We start from the raw sequence: 18674 nt of genomic DNA on the forward strand, positions 1-18674 counted from the left end.
ATCGTGGGGCAAGCGGCGGGCGCCGGCGTGGTCACAGCTCCCGGAAGCGGCTGCGAATCCAGACCTGGAGCGGCTGGGCGAGCCACCACTTCAGCGGCACGCGGCCATGGTGCCGGCGGACCACCTCCATGGCCTCGCGATAGTGCTCCCGTCGACGCGTGCTGGTCTTGGTCAGGGCGTGCACGCGGTTGACCGCGACGAACTCGTCGAGGAAGGCAGGGGCCCCGAAGCGGCGCCAGAGCCGCCACCACAGATCGTAGTCCATGGCCATCTGCAGGCCGGGATCGAGCCCACCCAGCGCCTCCCAGGCGGAGCGGCGCACCAGTGTTCCCGGTTGCGAAACGACGCACCGCAGCGCCAGCCGGGCCTCGGAAACCGGCTCCACCCAGGTCGATTTCCGCCGTCCGCTGGTTTCGTCCTGATCCCAGGTGCGCCCGTGGCAGAACGGCGCCGCTGGCAGGTCCTCGAGCCGGCCGATCAGGCGGGACAGCGCCCCCTCGAGCAGGAAGTCGTCGCTGTTGAGCCAGGTGACATAGGGCGCGCGACCGGATGCGATGCCGTTGTTGATCGCCGCGGACTGCCCGCCATCGGGAGCGGACCGCCAGCCGGCGAGCCGGGGCGACCACGACCTGATCAGGTCTACCGACCCATCCGTCGACCCGCCGTCCATGACGTAGACCTCGCAGGGCACGTCCTGCGCGAAGATGGACCGCAGGGCCTCGTCCAGATAGTCCGCCTGATTGAACGAGGGCACGGCAATGGTGACGCCGGGCGGCATGCTCAGCCGGCGTGGTGTGCGAGGAAGTCACGATAGGTGAGGGCGATGCCATCCCTGAGGCCGGTGGAGGCCGACCAGCCGAGCGTTCTCAGCCGGCTGACGTCGAGGAGCTTGCGCGGCGTGCCGTCGGGCTTGCTGGCGTCATAGACGATCCGCCCGCTGAAACCGACGATCTCCATGATCACTTCGGCCAGCTCCCGGATCGAGATGTCCTGACCCGTGCCGACATTGTAGAGTCCGGACTCGATCCCCTGTTCCATGAGGAACACCAGCGCATCGGCCGTGTCGTCGACATACAGGAATTCGCGCAACGGCCGGCCCGAGCCCCAGATCACCAGCTCGTCCGCCCCCGAGAGCTTGGCCTCATGCGCCTTGCGCAGCAGGGCCGGCAGGACGTGACTGCTGCTGAGGTCGTAATTGTCGTTGGGCCCGTACAGGTTGGTCGGCATCGCCGACAGGTACCTGGTGCCGTACTGGCTGTTGTAGGCCTCGCACAGCTTCACGCCGGCGATCTTGGCGATCGCGTAGGGCTCGTTGGTGGCCTCGAGCGGGCCGGTCAGCAGCGAATCCTCGGAAATGGGCTGCCGGCTGTCGCGCGGGTAGATGCAGCTCGACCCGAGGAACAGCAGCCGCTCGACGCCGGCGCGCATGGCCGCATGGATGACGTTCAGTTCCATGATCAGGTTCTGGTAGAGGAACTCGCCGCGATAGGTGTTATTGGCCTGGATGCCGCCGACCCTGGCGGCGGCAAAGAACACGTAGTCGGGCCGCTCCGCGGCGAGGAAGGCCTCGGTGGCCCGCTGGTCGGCAAGGTTGAGTTCGTCCCGAGCGCGGGTGATGACGTTGCTGTACCCGCCGGCACGGAGGCGGCGGACGAGCGCCGAACCGACCATGCCGCGATGACCGGCAACGAAGATCCTGGCGTGCTTGTCCATCCGCGTCACTCGTTCTGGCTGTAGGCCGAATAGCCGTGTGCGGCCACCAGTTCGTCGCGCTCGGCCGCCTTCAGGTCTTCCCGCATCATCTCTGCCACCAGCTCATGGAAGGTGGTACGCGGCTGCCAGCCGAGCTTTTCGCGGGCCTTGGTCGGGTCACCGAGCAGGGTCTCGACCTCGGTGGGACGGTAGTAGCGGGGGTCGACACGGACGATGCAGCGCCCATCGGCGTCGTAGCCTCGCTCGCCGCCGCCCGCCCCCTCCCAGCGCACCGCCATGCCGACCTCGGCAGCCGCCGCGACGAGGAAGTCGCGCACGCTGTACTGCACGCCGGTGGCGATGACGAAGTCCTCCGGCCTCTCCTGCTGCAGCATCAGCCACTGCATCTCGACGTAGTCGCGCGCGTGTCCCCAGTCGCGGCGCGAGTCGAGGTTTCCGAGGTAGAGGCAGTCCTGCATCCCCAGTTTGATGCGGGCCAGCGCCCGGGTGATCTTGCGCGTCACAAAGGTCTCGCCGCGCCGCGGGCTCTCGTGGTTAAACAGGATGCCGTTGCACGCGTAGATGCCGTAGGCTTCGCGGTAGTTGACGGTGATCCAGTAGGCATAGAGCTTGGCGACGGCGTAGGGGGAGCGCGGATAGAAGGGCGTCGCTTCGCGCTGCGGTATCTCCTGGACCAGCCCGTACAGTTCTGAGGTCGAGGCCTGATAGAACCGCGTCTTGCGGTCGAGCCCCAGGATGCGGATGGCCTCGAGGATGCGCAGCGCACCGAGCGCGTCGGAATTGGCCGTGTACTCCGGCTCCTCGAAGCTCACCGCCACATGGCTCTGCGCCGCGAGGTTGTAGATCTCGTCCGGCTGCACCTGCTGGATGATGCGGATCAGGCTCGAGCTGTCCGTCAGGTCGCCATGGTGCAGGAACAGCCGCACGTCGCTCTCGTGCTGGTCCTGGTAGAGGTGGTCGATCCGGGCGGTATTGAACAGCGAGGAACGCCGCTTGATGCCGTGCACCTCGTAGCCCTTGCCCAGCAGCAGTTCCGCCAGATACGAGCCGTCCTGGCCGGTCACGCCGGTGATGAGCGCCTTCTTCTTCACGCTTGCCTCTCCATGTGTCCGGCCTCCAGCCGCCTGACCTGCGCCATCACCATGCGGGTGATCATCTCTTCGAAGCCGACGCTCGGACGCCAGCCGAGCGTCTCGCTCGCCCGGGCCGGGTCGGCCCTCGTCGTTTCGGGTTCGAGCGGGCGCACCAGTGCCGGATCGCTGTACACGAACTCCTGCCAGTCCCGGCCGACGCTGCGATAGGCAATCTCGCACAATTGCCCAAGCGTGTGCAGCCGGCCGGTGCCGATGACGAAGTCCTGCGGCTCGGCCTCAGCACAGATCATCCACATGGCACGCACGAAGTCCGGCGCGTAGCCCCAGTCGCGAGAGACCTCCAGATTGCCCAGCGCCAGGCGCCCGGCCTCGACGATCGGGCGACCCCGCTCGTTCCGGTCCGGCGAGTCGGCAATCCCGAGAGCGGCGCAGGCGGCGCCATAGGCGACCTTCTGGCTGAGGAAATCGAGCGGGCGTCGCTCGCTTTCGTGGTTGAACAGGATGCCCGCCGAAATGTGCAGGCCGTAGCCCTTGCGATAGATGCCGGCCATGTGGTGGGCGTAGACTTTGGCCGCCGCGTACGGGCTGACCGGCTTGAAGGCCGTTCCCTCGTTCTGGGCGTCAAGGCCGGTCGCGCCGAACATCTCCGATGACGATGCCTGGTAGACCCGCGCCTCCGGCCGGTTGTGCCGCACCGCCTCGAACAGGCGAACCGCCGCAACCCCGTTGACCAGCAGCGTGTCGGACGGACGGGACCAGGAGTCGCCCGGGCGCGACTGCGAGGCCAGGTTGTAGATTTCGTCGGGCTGCGATTGGCGCACCGCATGCACGATGTCGACGCCTTCGGTGATGTCCCCGAACACGATGTCGACGCGGCCGGCCAGATGGCTCGCCGCGTGCGGACGGTACCAGCTCTGCTCGCGGGCGAATCCGACCACCTGGTACCCTTTTTCCAGCAGCAGTTCGGCCAGGTAGGAGCCGTCTTGCCCCGTGATGCCGGTGATGAGTGCGCGCCTCGACATGACCGGCAACCGTCAGCTGAGGCTGCGGCGCAGCAGCGACGAACGGCCCCACGCCCGCCGGACGAGTCCCCCGAACCGGGGGTGGCGCTGGTCGATGGCGCGGAACAGCGTGCGCGCCACCTGGGCCCGGGTGACCCGGTTGCCCAGGCCAAGCGCCTGCGCGCCGAACTGGGCGAGCGCCGGCACGCGGTGCACCCATGGCAGGAACCGCCTCAGCACCGGCCCGCCGCGCCAGCTCTCGTACAGCCGGTAGGACCACAGGCCATTGTGGTAGCCATAGCTGACATATCCGCCCTGCGCCCGGCAGATGGCGAACACCTCCTTGAACACCGTGCCGCGCAGGGTCAGCGTCTTGGCGCCCTCATGCAGGCGTGACTGCGCCCACTTGTCGGCACAATGGTGGATGATCGCCCCGTCCGATGCGAGCCGCAGCCAGTATTCATAGTCCATCGCCGTCTGCAGGTCGGTGCTGAACGGGCCGGTCCGCTCGCTGGCGCGCCTCCGCCAGAACGCCGCCGGCTGGCAGACGCAGCAATCGCTCATCAGCCGCTCGAACGAGAACCCGGCAGTGGGATAGGCGCCGATGATGCACCCGCCCCTGTCGATGAAGTCGGCATCGCCGTAGACCATGTCGCACTCGGGGTGCCCGGCGAAGTAGGCGACCACCTTCTCGATCGCATCAGGCAGCAGGATGTCGTCCGAGTTGAGGTAGCCGAGGATGTCGCCCGTCACCCGGCCCATGCCCTTGTTGATGGCGTCCGATTGCCCCGTGTCGGGCTCCGACAGCCACTTGATCCGGTCCCCGTAGCTGTTCAGGATCTCGATCGTGCCATCGCTCGAAGCGCCGTCGACGACGAGCAGTTCGAGGTCCGGGTAGCCCTGCTTGAGGACGCTGTCGATGGAGCGACGGATGAACTCGGCGTGGTTGCGCGTCGGCATGACGAGGCTGACCCGCAGCCGCCTCGCCGGCCGGGGCAGGGCCGCGGCGCGGCGCTCGAGGCCGGCTCGCAGCGCCCGGGCCGGGACCGCCCAGTCGTAGGCGGCAAGCCGCCCCGGGGCCCGGGCGAGCAGCGCCTCGCGCAGTCCGGGCTCGGTGACGATCCGGCGCATCAGGACCGCCATCGCATCGATGTCGGCAGGATCGCAGGCCAGCACCGCATCGCCCCCCACCTCGGGCAGCGAGGTGGTATTGCTGCACAGGACCGGCACGCCGTGGTGGAACGCCTCGAGCAGCGGCATGCCGAAGCCCTCGAAGAGCGAGAAATAGACCAGCGCCTCCGCCCCCTGAAAGAGGGCAGCGACCTGTTCGCGCGTCACGTAGCCGAGATGCAGGATGGGCAGGTCCTCGAACCCATCCAGCATCGCCGCCAGTCCCTCCGCATTTCCGGTGAGCACCAGGCCGGTGCGCGCCGGCAGGTCGGGCAGGGCCAGCCGCAGCGCCTCGAACAGCCGCCGGTGGTTCTTGTGCGGCCAGAGGTTGGCGGGAAAATAGAAGTAGCGGTCGAACCGGGCGACCTGGCTCGGCGGCTCGACCGTCGCCCGCTCGGTGCGCAACTCCTCGGTCAGCGCCGCCGGCATCAGGAAGACGTCGTCCGTCATCGTCCAGGGATGGCCGGTCACCGTCGAGCGCGAGTGCTCGGTCATGGTCGCCACCGCGCCACCGCAGGAGAGGGCGTAGGCGAACGCCCGGCGACGGACGGCCAGCACCGACCGCGCGAAGTTCTCCGGCAGATGGTCGTGCTGGATGTCGGGGATGGTGAAGATCTGCCGCTCGAACGCGATGGCCGGGTGCTGCTCCTGCGGATAGCTGCGGATGACCGCCTGAACGCCCTCCCGCTCGCAGTGGCGCGTCATCTGCTCGTAGAAAAGCACCGGGTGCGCGTCGAGCGGCAGGCACCGCACCCTGTCGCCGTCGACATCGATCGGACAGGCACCTGGCCGGTGGAACAGCATCACCCGATCGCCGGGGTAGAGCCGCACCATTTCGCGCAGCACGCCCTCGATCCAGGGAACAATGCCGCCGGAGACACCGGGAATCAGTGGAAACAGATCGACCGCAATGGTCAGCGGCTGCGCCGCTGAACTGGCCGGCGTCGCAAGGTCATTTCCCGATGGCATTGATCCGGCTTCCCCGACGACTGTGCAACGACATATCGGGACGGCCTGCAACTGCCAAGCTACTTTCGGGGCACGCGCTCGAAGCTTCGCCTCGATTGCTTGCGCGCCACAAAAGGCGGCACGAGCGCCGGGCCGCTAGCGGTCCGCGCGCAGCCTCTGGCCGTCGGCCGAGAAGACGAGCAGGCATGCCGGGTCGAACCGGGCCTCGAACGCATCTCCGGCCGCGAGATCGCGGGCGTTGTTCGTGGCGAGCGTCATCAGGTCGCTCTGCCCGTGCCGGGCATAGGCATAGGTCTCGCCGCCGAGGTGCTCGACCAGCTCCACCCTGAGCGGGAGTGCCGCCGGCCCGCCCTTTGCGAAGTGCTCCGGGCGCAGCCCGACGGTGACCACCGTTCCGGGCGCGGCCTTCACCTGCGTCGGGACCACGACGTCGCCATGATCCGGCAGGCGGACCCCGCCCTCAGCCAGCACGCCCCTGAGGAAGTTCATCTTCGGCGAGCCGATGAAGCCGGCAACGAACAGGTTGTCCGGGTCATCGTAGAGCTGCAAAGGCGTGCCGACCTGCTCGATGATGCCGTCGCGCAGCACCACGATCTTGTCGGCAAGTGTCATGGCCTCGACCTGGTCGTGGGTCACGTAGATGATGGTCGTCTTCAGTTCCTGGTGCAGCCGCGCCAGTTCGATCCGCATGTGGACGCGCAGTTCCGCGTCGAGGTTGCTGAGCGGTTCGTCGAACAGGAATACCTGCGGATGTCGCACGATCGCCCGGCCTATGGCGACGCGCTGGCGCTGTCCCCCGGAGAGCGCCTTCGGTAGGCGGTCGAGCAGCGGCCCCAGTTCGAGGATGCGCGCCGCTTCCTGCACCTGGCGCTCGATCTCCGGCTTGGGCACTCCGGCGAAGCGGAGCGCGAAGCCCATGTTCTCGCGCACCGTCATGTGCGGGTAGAGGGCGTAGGATTGGAACACCATGGCGATGCCGCGCCGCGAGGGGTCGACATCGTTCATCAGCTGGTCGCCGATGTGGAGCTCGCCCGAACTGACCGACTCGAGGCCGGCGATCATCCGCAGCAGGGTCGACTTGCCGCATCCCGAGGGACCGACGAAGACCACGAACTCCTTGTCGGCAACATCGAGATCGACGCCCTTGATGACGTTGACCGACCCGAAGGACTTGGTGACACCGCGCAGTCGCAGGCTGCTCATCGTGTTCTCCTCATGCCGCCTCGAGCGTGATGCTGCGGCTGCCCAGCACCGGGCTCGTCACCGTGACCGCGATCGGCCCGCTCCCTGTCGCCTCGATCCAGAAGCCGGTGCTGCCGGCCCGCAGCGGCACGAGTCCGGGACCGAGGCGCCGCCCGGCTCCGCTGACGTCGATCGCCACCGGCTCGGACAGGAACGGCAGCCGATTGCCCACCTGGTCGAGGGCCCGCACTATCACCCGCACCGTGTCGGTCCGCCCGATCGTCGTCCGATCGGCCACCACCTCCAGCGTCGTCGCCACCGGATCTGCGACGAACTGCACCGTCTTGACGGCCGTGCCATCGATATAACCGGTTATGCCGACCCCCAGCCATTCCATGCCCCACAGCCCCAGTTCCTCGCTGGTGAAGTGGCGCCGGTCGATCACCACCGGTGCGTGCGGCAGGTGCGGAAAGGCCTCGCGGTCGGGGCCCACCCGCTTGGGCGGGTAGTCGCCATACTTCAACTCCACCTCGTCGCAGTTGGTAAGGACGATCAGCGGCAGGACGCCGCCGATGTTTCGTTCGCCGCGCGCCCAGAACGTCACCGGCTTGAGGATCACCTCCTCGTCGGGCGCGCACTGGCTGGCATAGACATAGGCGGCGAATTTGGGCTCGCGGAACATGTCCATGACACCGTGGTGGCAGATGCGGTCGCCCGAGCCGAAATCCTTGTGGGTGTTGTAGTCGAAGGCGCACCAGCCGATGGCACCGGCAATCTGCGGATCGCCATAGGCGGCATCGAGCACCTCGAGATGGCGCCGCACATGCTCGGCCTGCCTCTGCTCCTGGTCGTAGCTCTTGGTCGGAAACATGTGCCCGCCGAACTCGGTGATCATGTAGGGCACCGGATAGTCGAGGCCGGTCACTTCGCTCTGCGGTCTCAGCGCCGTGCGCGGGCGGTTGCCGCCCAGCTCCTCGTTGCCGAGGATGAAGTCATTCATGGTGTAGACATCCTCGAGCAGCTCGCTGTCGGTGATGTAGCGCACCCCGCCCGTGGGCCGCGTGCGATCCAGCTGATGCGCGAGCCGATTGGTCTCGGCGTAGAAGTCGTGATCGTCCTGGCTCTCGTTGATGCGCACGCCCCAGATGACGATCGAGGGGTGGTTCCAGTCCCGCGTGATCATCCGGCGAACGTTCTCGACCGCCTCGGCCTTCCACGTCTCTCCCCCGATATGCTGCCAGCCGGGGATTTCCTCGAAGACCAGCAGCCCCAGGCGGTCGCAATGATCGAGGAACCAGTGCGACTGCGGATAGTGCGAGGTCCGCACGATGTTGACGTGCAGCTCGTGCTTGAGAATTTCGGCGTCGCGTTCCTGCGCGGCCCGACCCAGCGCATAGCCCGAGTAAGGGAAGGACTGGTGGCGGTTGAGCCCCCTGAGCTTGAGCAGCCGCCCGTTGAGCCTGAATCCCGCAGCATCGAAGGCGACGGAGCGGAAGCCGAAGCGCTCGACGAGGCTGTCCTCCCCGACGCGGACCTCGACTGAGTAGAGGGCCGGCGCGTCGATATCCCACAGCGAGATGCCTTCGAGAGCCTCGAAGCGGAAGCCGACATGCGCGGCCGACGGGGCCGTGGCGCTGGCGACCACTCTGCCCGATGCGTCCCGCAGCGTCGCAGTGGCGTTGCCGGCAAAGGCCAGGTTCTGCGGATTGCCGAGGTCGACCTCGACCAGCACGGTCTTTTCTGCCGCCAGCACCTCGGGGGTCTCGATCTTCATGCGCTGAACGAAGACCGGATCGGTGACCCTGAGCCACGCGTCGCGGTATATCCCGGCATAGGTGAGATAGTCGATGCGCCCGCCGAACGGCGGGATATCGGGGTTCTCGCTGCCGTCGATGACGACCACGAGCTCGTTGTCGCCATCCTTCAGCCGGCCGGTAAGTCGCGCCTCGAACGGCGTGTAGCCGTCGCTGTGCGCCGCGATCGCCTCGCCGTTGAGACTTACCCGGGCATTGGCCATGGCGCCGTCGAACACGACGCAGACCTCCCGCCCGGACCAGGCCGGATCGCTCCGGAACCGCTTCCGATAGGTGAACTGGCGCTGGTAGCATCGCTCGTCGAAATACGAGAAGGGCAGCTCGACCGCGGTGTGCGGCAGCGACACGGGCACGCCGTCCTCGAAGAGCCAGCCGTCGTTGAAACTGGTGACCGAACGCATGCGAAGTCCTTATTTGACGGCGCCCAGCATGCCTTCGACGAAGCGGCGCTGGAGCAGGAAGAAGATGACGAGGGTGGGCAGGGTGGCGAAGATCGCCCCGAGCATGACCACCCCGTAGTCCGGGGTGTAGGCGGAGGTGAGCCCGGCGACCACGAGCGTGAGCGTCTTCATTTCGTTGGTCTGCAGCACGATCAGCGGCCACAGGTAGTTGTTCCAGTTGGCCATGAAGATGATGATCGTCGCCGCCGCATAGGTCGAGCGCATGACCGGCAGGTAGATGTGGAGGAAGATCTGCCACTCCTTGAGCCCGTCCACCCGCGCCGCGTCGCGCAGCTCGGCGGGGAAGGCCTTGGTGGCCTGGCGGAAGTAGAAGATGATGAAGATCGAGGCGATGCCGGGCAGCAGGATGGCCTGGAAGGTGTTGATCAGCTTGAGGTTGGCCATCATCACGAAGAGCGGCACCATCAGCGCGGCGAACGGGATCGAGAGCATCAGCAGCATGGCCGCGAACAGTCGCTCCCGCGCGCGCGACCGGAACATCTCGAAGCCGTAGCCGGCCAGCGAGGAGATCAGCAGCGTCAGCGCCGTGCCGACCCCGGCGACGAGGAACGAGTTGAACAGCACCCGCACCATGTCCACCGAGGCCAGGAACTTGCCGATATTGTCGAGCAGCACCACCCCCGGCGTCGCCTTGCCCTTGATGATGTCGGCCGACGTATTGGTGGCGCCCACCACCATCCAGAAGAACGGGAACACCGAGATGAAGGCGGCGAGCGTCAGCAGCACGTAGGTGGCGAGCCGGCCCAGTATGGCGAACGGGGACTTCATCCGCGACGATCCCGGGCGAGGACGAACTGCACCAGGCTCAGAAGGCCGACCAGCACCACGATCACGTAGCTCACGGTGGCGGCGTAGCCGAAGCTGGGCATGAACTTGAAGCTCAGGTTGTAGATGTAGAGCGACAGCGTCAGCGTCGAATCCGACGGCCCGCCCGCAGTGAGCAGGTTGGACTCGTCGAACAGCTGCAGCGTGCCGATGGTGGAAATCACCGAGGTGAACAGGATCACCGGCTTCAGCATCGGCACGGTGATCTTCCAGAACCGCGCCGAAGCGGGCACCCCGTCGATCCGGGCCGCCTCATAGATCGAGCGATCGATGTTCTGCATGGCGGCGAGATAGAAGATCATGTTGTAGCCGGTCCACCGCCAGGTGATGGCCGAGATCACCACCACCTTGGCCCAGAACGGGTCGGCCAGCCAGGGGATGGGATCGGAGATGACATGAATGCCCATCAGCATCTGGTTGATGATGCCGTCCTGGGCGAACATGGACTTGAACACCACCGAATAGGCCACCAGCGAGGTGACCGCCGGCAGGAAGATGGCGGTGCGGAAGATGCCGCGCCCCCAGAGCCTGGAATCGTTGAGTGCGTTGGCCAGCAGCAGCGCCAGGATCAGCATGATCGGCACCTGGATGGCGAGGAACAGCAGCGTGTTGCTCAACGCCCGGATGAACACCGGATCCTGCGTCAGGCGCAGGATGTTGGCGAAGCCGCCGAAGCTGAAGTTCATGCCGCGCCCGACCTGCAGGCTCATCCAGAGCGACCACAGGATCGGATAGACCATGAACAGGCCGAGCAGGATCAAAGCCGGCATGACGAACAGCCAGCCGTTGACCTGCTCGCTGCGACCGAGCCTGGCGTTTGCCAATTGCGCTTCCCCGCCCCTCAACCATCCGCCGCGTCCGGCACCCCCCGGCGCCGGACGGAAAGGGGGCGGATCGACCGCCCCCTGCCCGGCTCGTTACTGGGTCAGCTGACGCACCTGGGCGTCGATGTTGGCAATGATCTCGTCGATATTGCCGCCGCCAGTGATCGCCGGAATCTGCGCCACCACGGCCGCGTCGGCCTCGTTGGTGAAGACGCCGTAGTTGACCGACGGGATCTGGCCCAGCCAGGTGGTGAAGTTCTGCCACACCGGCTGACCGCCGAAGAAGTCGTCGCTGGCCTTGTAGGCATCGCCGTCGCGCGCCGCCAGCAGCGAACCGAGTGCGCCCTGGTTGACCAGGATCTTCTGGTAGAAGTCGACGTCCTTGCCCCAGATCTCGTCGAGGAAGCTGATCGTCTCGTCCTTGTTGTCCGACGAGGACAGCACGTACCAGCTCGAGCCGCCCAGGTTCGAGGCATTGGTGGCGCCCTCGACGCCGTCGAGCTTGGGTAGCGGGGCGATGCCCCACTTGCCGGCCTGGTCCGGGTTCGCCTTGATGGTCCCGACCATCCATACGCCGGTGAAGGTCGAGGCGGTCGCGCCCGAGGTGAAGCTGCCGGTATACTCGGTCCAGCCGGACACCGGGGCGGTGATGCCGGCTGCCAGGATGCGCTGGTAGGTCTCGAGCGAGGCCTTGAGCACGGCATTGCCGGCAATGTTCGGGCTGCCGTCGGCATTGAAGTACCAGCTGCCGGCCGACTGCATCATGATGCGCAGCCAGCCCGCGTCATTGGGATCGATCGGCAGCAGCCCCTTGCCGGTCTTTTCCTTGACCGCCTTGCCGACCTCGATGAGCTTGTCCCAGGTGATGCTCTGCAGGTCGGCGTCGGAGAAGCCGGCCTCCTTGAGCAGGTCGGCGCGGTAGAAATAGCCCGTCACGCCGGAGTCGAACGGCAGCGAGTAGGTCTGCCCGTTCACCGTGGCAAGCTCGACCTTGTAGGGGGCGAAGCCCGCATAGTCGATCTTGCCGTTGAGCGGCTCGAAGGCGGCCGGGAACGACTGCAGGTACTTCTGTGCGCCGTAGTCCTCGATCAGCACGATGTCGGGCAGGCCGTCGGTGGTGCCCGATGCCAGCTGCGCCTGCAGCTTCTGCTCCAGGTCGGCCTTGGCAAAGTCGACGATCTCCAGCTCGAAATCCGGATGCGCGGCTTTGAAGCGGTCGCCGGCTTCCTTCATCGTGGCGCCGTTGAAGTTCGGGTCCCAGCACCAGACCGTGACTTTGCCGGCCATGGCCACGCTGACCGACAGCAGGGAAATGCCGGCGACTGCCAGCCATCGCGTTGTGTTGCGATTCATCAGGTATCCTCCCAAGGGCAAGGCGTCGTTCCGCCTCCGCCGAAAGTTGTAGCCGGAGCCCCCGGACGGCGCAAGATTTTCAGTAAATATTTATCTCGCTGACGAGGAAAGGCCGTCGGACAGGAAGGATCGCCTGTCCCTCACGTGGTTGCGGAGGCCTCGGTGCGGGTGCTGCCGCGCCAGATCAGCCGGGAGGCAAGGTTGATGCGCTTGGCCAGGTCCCTGCCCGCCGCCTGCTCCAGCAGCAGTTCCACGGCGACCTCGCCGATCTCCTCGGCCGGCAGATGGATGGTGGAGAGGGGCGGCCCGAGGAACTGCGCCACAGAAATGTCGTTGAAGCTCGCAACCGCGACATCTTCGGGGATTCTGAGGCCCAGTTCGTGGATGGCGCGGTAGGCGCCGACGGCGATGTTGTCGTTGCAGGTGACGATCGCATCGGGACGCGCCGGCTGCTCCAGCAATCGACGCGCCAGGCGGTAGCCGGTCTGCTCGGTGTTGCGCTCCACCGCCCGGTCGGTCACGCAGATCGCCGGATCGAGCGTCGCGTTGGCCCTGCTCCACTCGAGATAGGTCCGGCAGCGGACTTCGGCATGGGGATCGCTGGCCCCCTCCTCCATCCAGCCGACAAAGCCTATCCGCCGGTAGCCGAGCCCCTTGAGCGCGCCCAGGAGCTTGCGCGTCGCCGCGGCCAGGTCGCAGCCGACGCAGTCATGTTCGTCGCTGGGCGGGAAGAAGTCGGCGAACACCAGATGCCGGGCATGGCGCCTCAGCCAGGCGATCTCCTCGTCGCGGTGGAACCCGATGGCAATCACGCCCGAGGCACTTTGCAGCAGGCTGGCGTCGGGCATCGAATCGGTGTGGTAAACTTTTACCGTCTCGATCTTCAGCGCCTGGCAGCGGCTCTCGATCCCGAGGCGCAACGCGACATAGTAGGGATCGATCAATTCCTGATCCGGACGCAGGAAGTGCACCAGCGCCACCTTGCTGAGCCCCTGCTGGCTGGCCCGGTTGCGGGCCCGCGGCGTCGAGTAGTTCAGCGCCTCCGCCGCCTCGATGATCGCCTGCCGCTTCTTGGAGGTTATCGACAGCGTCGCGTCGAAGTTGAGCACGCGCGACACCGTCGCCGTCGAGACCCCGACGACACCCGCGATTTCCTTGAGGGTAACCATGGCCAGACCTGTTCTGCGCGCAACCCGTGCAACCCACGGCCCGACTTGTCAACAGCCGGCCCTCCGGCGGACCGGAGCGCCCCGGGCCCCGGCCCGACCCGCGGCGCCCTACGCGCCCCTCGGATCGACCAGTTGCGCAACGTCGCGCACCGAGGTGATCGACGCGATCTCGTCGGCCGACAGGGTGCGTCCGAGGGCCGCCTCGATACCGAGGATCAGGCGCATGTGCGCGAGGCTGTCCCAGGCCCCGAGGGTGCCCATGTCGTCCCCGATATCGACAGGCGACTGCAGGCCGAGCGCCTCGGCGACGATGGCGCAAGCTCTCGCTTCAGGGTGCACGGCGTCCCTGCGCCAGCGGCGAGGCGAGCCAGCGATCCTTTTCCATCTCGAAATCCAGCACGTCGATGGGCCCCCCCGTCAGCGGATTTCGCTGTGCGCAAAGCCGCGTTCCCACATGGTCGTAGCCGAGCCGGCGATAGTTGAACACCGAGGCCGAGTTCCTCGCATTGCACGAACCGACGAAGCGCTCAACGTCGGAATGCGTGAAGAAATGCGTCATCAGCCGTGCCCTGACCTCCAGCACCACGCCGGCGCCCCACCAGTCGCGATTGGCGATGGCCACGGTATTGCGGGCCCGGCGCTCCGCCAGCATGCGAACGGCATGCATGCCGATCGGCACGCCGATCGACTTCGGCACGATGGCAAAGGCAAAGCGATCGACGTTGTTGGGAACCGGGGCCCGCCTGATCCACTCGAGGGCCGACATCGGCGCCGGTGCATGCAGCACACCCATCAGGATTTCGGGATCGGATCGCCAGGGCAGCATCAGGCGGATGGCGGAGGCGATGCCCAGCGGCTCGAGGATGTAGCGCTCGGTCTCGAGTCGCTGTGCCAGTTGCCGGTTTGCCGGCTTGAGGACGATCTTCATGCACGGTCCTCGGCAGCGCGCCGCACGTCCGCGCGGACGATCTTGCCACGATCGTTGCGCGGTATCGCCTGCATCTGCGTCAGCCGTGTCGGGACCGCGTCGGCGCGCGCATGCACACGGCACCAGGCCTTGATCGCCTCCGGATCGAAGCGCGCCCCCGCGCGCAGCACGATGGCGGCGGCCACTGCCTCGCCGGACACCGGGTCCGGGATGCCGAAGGCGCAGGCCTCGACGATATCGGGGTGACGTTCGAGCAGCATGTCGACCTCCTCCGCCTGCACCTTGATGCCGCCGCGGTTGATCTCGGTCTTGATCCGCCCCACGAGGACCAGTTCGCCGCCGGCCGACAGCTCGCCGATGTCTCCGGTGCGGAACCAGCCGTCGCTGAACGCTTCGGCATCGAGATCCGGCCGCTCCCAATAGCCCTGCATGATCGAGGGCGTGATCACGAGGACTTCGCCCCGGCCCCGGTCGGCGATCCGCCCATCCTCCGCCAGCACGGCGAACCGCCCGCCCCAGGCCCGCCCCACAAAGCCGTCACGGCCGCCGGCCTCGTCCAGCCGGCCGCCGCCGATCCAGTTGGCGGTTTCCGTCATGCCGAACAGGTTGAAGACCTCCCCGGTGCCCGCCCAGTCGGCAATCTCGCGCCACAGCGCCACCGACAGCGGCGCGGAGCCGACCTGAACGCGCCGGAGCGGGCGCGCCGGCGCCTCGGCCAGCCGCAGCGCCAGCTTCCAGAACGAGGGCACCGAACTCATGAAGCCGATCCCGTGGTGATCGATCAGCGCGCCCAGCCCACGCAACTCGGACATGTCCGGGCCCGGCAGCAGGTGCACGGTCCCGCCGGCGAGCAGCGGCGTCAGCACGTTGCCGATCAGGCCATGGCCGAAAAAGACCGGCAGGATGCAGAGGCTGTCCGCCAGCACCGGCCGTCCGATCGTGGCGATGTTGAGCGTGATGCGCGCCATCAGGCTGCGCTGCGTGTGGACAATGCCCTTTGGCCGGCCGGTCGTGCCCGAGGTCATCAGGATCAATGCCGGGACGTCGGGCCCGAGCGGCCCGGCGTGAGGCCCGGCGGACGGGCTGTTCTCCGGCAGTGCCACGCGGCACGCTCCGGCCCAGTGCCGCGCGCCGGTCGCGGCGACGACATTGGCCTGCTCGTCCGCCGCAAGCGCGGGATTGACGGCAACGGCCACGAGCCCCGCCGTCCATGCGGCGAGCATGGCGATCACCGCATCAAGGGGATCGGCCTCCCCGACCACGATGCGCGCGCCGGGCCCCAGCCCCAGGGCGGCGAACGTCCGGGCCTGCCGGGCCGCTTCGGCGCGGATCTGCTTGCCGTCGAGTGTGATGCCGGTACGAACCGAATGAAGGCGCGCCTCATCGGGCAGCATGGCGAGAAGCGGCGTCGATGGCTGCAATTGGCTGGTCGCTCCCCTTTGCGCCGCGATGGCCGCCACACCACACACCGGCGCCGATGAACGCGCAGTGAACCGGCGGCAATCGATTGCATCGATCAGCGCGGCTGGACCAGGGTTCCGTCCGCGATCTGGTCGTTGGGATGCAGGATCACCACCTCGCCGGCGGCAAGCCCGCTCGTCACCTCGGCCAGCTGCGCCGTGCGGCCGCCGATGCCGACGGCCCTGAGCTCGGCCCGTTCGCCCGCGAGCACGAACACGCTCCACGCGTTGTTGACGCGGAACAGTGCGGCCGCCGGCACGAGTGTCACCCCGCTCATGTGCTCGGCCTCGATCTGGACGAACACCCGGTAGAGATGTCCGAGCCCCTCCCGGCCCGACGGCGGCCCGGTCAGTTGCAGATGCACGGGGACCCGCTGCTCCTCGACGCCGAGCGCCGATATCTTGGTGAAGCCCGTCGGCTCGATCCGGTCGACCCTGGCCTCCAGCACGCCCTCGCCGCCCCACCCGGTGATCATCGCCGCGGCGCCCTGGCGGATGCGGACCGCGTCGGCCGAGAGCAGGTCGACGACCACTTCCAGCGCCCCGGGTTCGCCGATTTCCATCAGGGGAGTACCTGCCGGCAGACTGCGTCCGCTCTCGTTGGCAATGCTGAGGACCTGTCCCGCCATCGGCGCCGACACCTCGCGGCGTACGCCCTGCTGCGCGGTCTTCCCGTTCGTCGCGAGGCGGGCCTGGGCCTGCTCGAGCTGGTGCTGCCGCATCGCCAGCGCCGCTCGCGAACTCACCTCCAGCGCCTCCCGCCGCGCCAGTTCGAGCTGCACCTGCTGCAGGGCCTGTGCCGTGGTCACGCCCTTTTCGAGCAGGCTCTCCTTACGCGCCGCCTCCCCTCGCCAGTAGCCCAGTTCCGAAGTCGCCATCTCGTGTTCCGACTGCGCGGCGAGAACGGCATCCTCGGCCGCCGCAACCGCGGCTTCGGCCTCGGCGCGGGACACCGCATCGAGCAGCGCGCTCTCGACCGGCAGGATCGAGGCGACCACTTCGCCGGCAGCGACGTCGTCACCGACCTTGACCGGCAGGCGCAGCAGTTCGCCGGCAACCGGCATCGACAGCCGCGCGACATTGCGCATCCTCGCGAGCCCCTCGTCCTCGACGGTGATGACGAGATCCCCGGCCGCAACGGTGGCGGTCTCGACCGACAGCGGCTTGGGCGTGAAGGCCCACCACAGCCCCGCGACCGCGGCAGCCGCGACGACCCCTATGACGGCGATGCGACCCCACTTCATGGTCAATCCCTTGTCTTCAGCACTGCGATCATGTCCAGCCGGCTGACCCGGCGCTGGACGAGGTAGGCGGAGAAGGCGGCCGCCCCGAACACGATCAGTCCGGCGGTGGCGTAGGTCGAGCGCTCGATGATCAGCGGGATGCGGAACAGTTCGCTCTGGAAACCCTCGGTGACCGATACGGCAAGGCCGTAGCCGCCGAGCCAGCCGGCCGGAATGGCGATCGCCACCAGCACCGCCAGTTCACCGAGGAGGATTACCGAGACCTCTGCCAGCGTGAAGCCGAGCACCCTCAGGCTCGCCAGTTCCCGCGCCCGCTCGCTGAGCTGGATCCGCATGGCATTGTAGACCACCCCGAACACGATCAGGCAGGCGAGGATCGAGTAGATGGCGCGCGATTGCCCGATATTCTCACCGATGGTTTCGCGAAAGCGCTCGACGGTCCGACGCTCGAGCGTCATGCCGGCCACTATCGGCACCGCCTTGACGGCGGCGAAGAGCTGCGGCCAGGCGGTGTCGTCGACCATCAGCGCCACGCTGTTGGCGACCGGCGCCTCGCCCAGCAGCCGGTTCAGTTCGCTCAGTTCCATGTAGGCGCCGAGCCCCACGAACTGCTGCACGATCTGCGACACCGTCTCGGTGAGCACGCGGCCGGTGCCGTCCATCAGCTCGATCTCGACCTCGTCTCCGACCCTGACATCGAGCAGCCGCGCCATCATCTGCGACAGCATCAGGCCACGATCGGGCAGGACGACCGGGACAAGGTCGAGGTCGACGACCCGGCTCAGCTCGGTCACGCCGGGCTTGCCCACCAGCGCCGAGCGCTTCGAATGCAGTCCGTTCCTCAACACCACCGCAACGCTGCGCGACGGCTCCGCCGCCATGACGCCCGGCAGCCGACGTACCGATTCGAGCCCGCTCCCGCCCACCGGCCGGGCCAGGATGAGGCTCGCCTGCTGACGCTCCGCCTTGTAGAAGGTGGCATCGATCATGAAATCGATCGAATCTTCGGCGAAGAGCCCGGCGACGAGCAGCGCACCGGCCAGCGCGATGCCCAGCGTGGTCAGTGCGGATCGCAGCGGCCGACGCATGATGTTGCGCAGCGCCATGGTCAGGGCCATCGGCAACAGGCGCATCAGGCCGATGGCATCGAGCACCGAGCGCATGTAGACCGGCGGAACCGGCGGGGCCATCGCCACCGCGGGAGGCAGCCGCACCGTCGAGGCGACGGCCTGCGCGCTGCCAAGTCCCGCCGCGACCAGCGCTGCCAGCGCCGAGATCGCGAAGACATCCGGCCGCTCGTCGAACAGCAGGAAGGGGAACTTGTAGAACTCGGCGTAAAGTCCGGCCATCTGCCGGCCGAGCCAGGCGCCGATACCCCAGCCGATCACCACCCCGATCGCCACGATCAGCAGCGACAGCTTGACGTAGTGCCAGGCGATGCTGACCGAGCCGTAGCCGAGCGCCTTG

At 67.4% G+C, this 18674-nt stretch carries 16 protein-coding genes; all 16 read right to left on the reverse strand.

Features of this window, described 5'->3' with window-relative positions; genetic code table 11:
- Nucleotides 1–31: 31 nt before the first annotated feature.
- On the reverse strand, nucleotides 32–778 hold the full coding sequence (locus tag ACE3TU_RS01370; RefSeq protein ID WP_374619228.1) for a glycosyltransferase family 2 protein: 747 nt from the start codon (nucleotides 776–778) through the stop codon (nucleotides 32–34).
- Nucleotides 779–780: 2 nt separating this feature from the next.
- Nucleotides 781–1713: a GDP-L-fucose synthase family protein gene (locus ACE3TU_RS01375; protein WP_374619230.1), complete on the reverse strand. Its 933-nt coding sequence runs from the start codon at nucleotides 1711–1713 to the stop codon at nucleotides 781–783.
- A 5-nt stretch (nucleotides 1714–1718) separates the two neighbouring features.
- Complete coding sequence (gene gmd, locus ACE3TU_RS01380; protein ID WP_374619233.1) at nucleotides 1719–2804, reverse strand: GDP-mannose 4,6-dehydratase; 1086 nt, start codon at nucleotides 2802–2804, stop codon at nucleotides 1719–1721.
- Complete coding sequence (locus tag ACE3TU_RS01385; protein ID WP_374619235.1) at nucleotides 2801–3829, reverse strand: GDP-mannose 4,6-dehydratase; 1029 nt, start codon at nucleotides 3827–3829, stop codon at nucleotides 2801–2803. Before ACE3TU_RS01385 ends, gmd begins: the two co-directional genes overlap by 4 nt.
- 12 nt (nucleotides 3830–3841) lie before the next feature.
- Nucleotides 3842–5947, reverse strand: coding sequence for a glycosyltransferase (locus ACE3TU_RS01390; RefSeq protein ID WP_374619238.1), 2106 nt, complete (start codon nucleotides 5945–5947; stop codon nucleotides 3842–3844).
- A 135-nt stretch (nucleotides 5948–6082) separates the two neighbouring features.
- Nucleotides 6083–7150, reverse strand: coding sequence for an ABC transporter ATP-binding protein (locus ACE3TU_RS01395; RefSeq protein WP_374619241.1), 1068 nt, complete (start codon nucleotides 7148–7150; stop codon nucleotides 6083–6085).
- A gap of 10 nt (nucleotides 7151–7160) precedes the next feature.
- Nucleotides 7161–9344: a glycoside hydrolase family 2 TIM barrel-domain containing protein gene (locus ACE3TU_RS01400; protein ID WP_374619243.1), complete on the reverse strand. Its 2184-nt coding sequence runs from the start codon at nucleotides 9342–9344 to the stop codon at nucleotides 7161–7163.
- Between the two features lie 9 nt (nucleotides 9345–9353).
- Nucleotides 9354–10172 carry a carbohydrate ABC transporter permease gene (locus ACE3TU_RS01405; protein WP_374619246.1) on the reverse strand — a complete coding sequence of 273 codons (819 nt, stop codon included), beginning with the start codon at nucleotides 10170–10172 and terminating at the stop codon, nucleotides 9354–9356.
- Complete coding sequence (locus ACE3TU_RS01410) at nucleotides 10169–10999, reverse strand: carbohydrate ABC transporter permease (protein WP_374619265.1); 831 nt, start codon at nucleotides 10997–10999, stop codon at nucleotides 10169–10171. Before ACE3TU_RS01410 ends, ACE3TU_RS01405 begins: the two co-directional genes overlap by 4 nt.
- Before the next feature lie 147 nt (nucleotides 11000–11146).
- Nucleotides 11147–12406 (reverse strand): ABC transporter substrate-binding protein, encoded by a 1260-nt coding sequence (locus ACE3TU_RS01415; RefSeq protein ID WP_374619249.1) that lies wholly within the window; start codon nucleotides 12404–12406, stop codon nucleotides 11147–11149.
- Between the two features lie 140 nt (nucleotides 12407–12546).
- Nucleotides 12547–13575: a LacI family DNA-binding transcriptional regulator gene (locus ACE3TU_RS01420; RefSeq protein WP_374619252.1), complete on the reverse strand. Its 1029-nt coding sequence runs from the start codon at nucleotides 13573–13575 to the stop codon at nucleotides 12547–12549.
- A 108-nt stretch (nucleotides 13576–13683) separates the two neighbouring features.
- Complete coding sequence (locus tag ACE3TU_RS01425; protein ID WP_374619253.1) at nucleotides 13684–13914, reverse strand: acyl carrier protein; 231 nt, start codon at nucleotides 13912–13914, stop codon at nucleotides 13684–13686.
- A complete protein-coding gene (locus tag ACE3TU_RS01430; RefSeq protein WP_374619256.1) occupies nucleotides 13904–14503 on the reverse strand; it encodes a GNAT family N-acetyltransferase in 600 nt (199 codons plus the stop codon). Before ACE3TU_RS01430 ends, ACE3TU_RS01425 begins: the two co-directional genes overlap by 11 nt.
- Nucleotides 14500–15963, reverse strand: a complete 1464-nt coding sequence (locus ACE3TU_RS01435; RefSeq protein ID WP_374619258.1) for a class I adenylate-forming enzyme family protein — start codon at nucleotides 15961–15963, stop codon at nucleotides 14500–14502. Before ACE3TU_RS01435 ends, ACE3TU_RS01430 begins: the two co-directional genes overlap by 4 nt.
- Before the next feature lie 56 nt (nucleotides 15964–16019).
- A complete protein-coding gene (locus ACE3TU_RS01440) occupies nucleotides 16020–17207 on the reverse strand; it encodes an efflux RND transporter periplasmic adaptor subunit (RefSeq protein ID WP_374619260.1) in 1188 nt (395 codons plus the stop codon).
- A gap of 2 nt (nucleotides 17208–17209) precedes the next feature.
- Nucleotides 17210–18674 (reverse strand): ABC transporter permease (locus tag ACE3TU_RS01445; protein WP_374619262.1); only part of this gene is annotated, 1465 nt, incomplete at its 5' end.

Origin of the sequence: Devosia sp. (assembly GCF_041917035.1) — a bacterium.
Classification (GTDB): domain Bacteria; phylum Pseudomonadota; class Alphaproteobacteria; order Rhizobiales; family Devosiaceae; genus Devosia_A.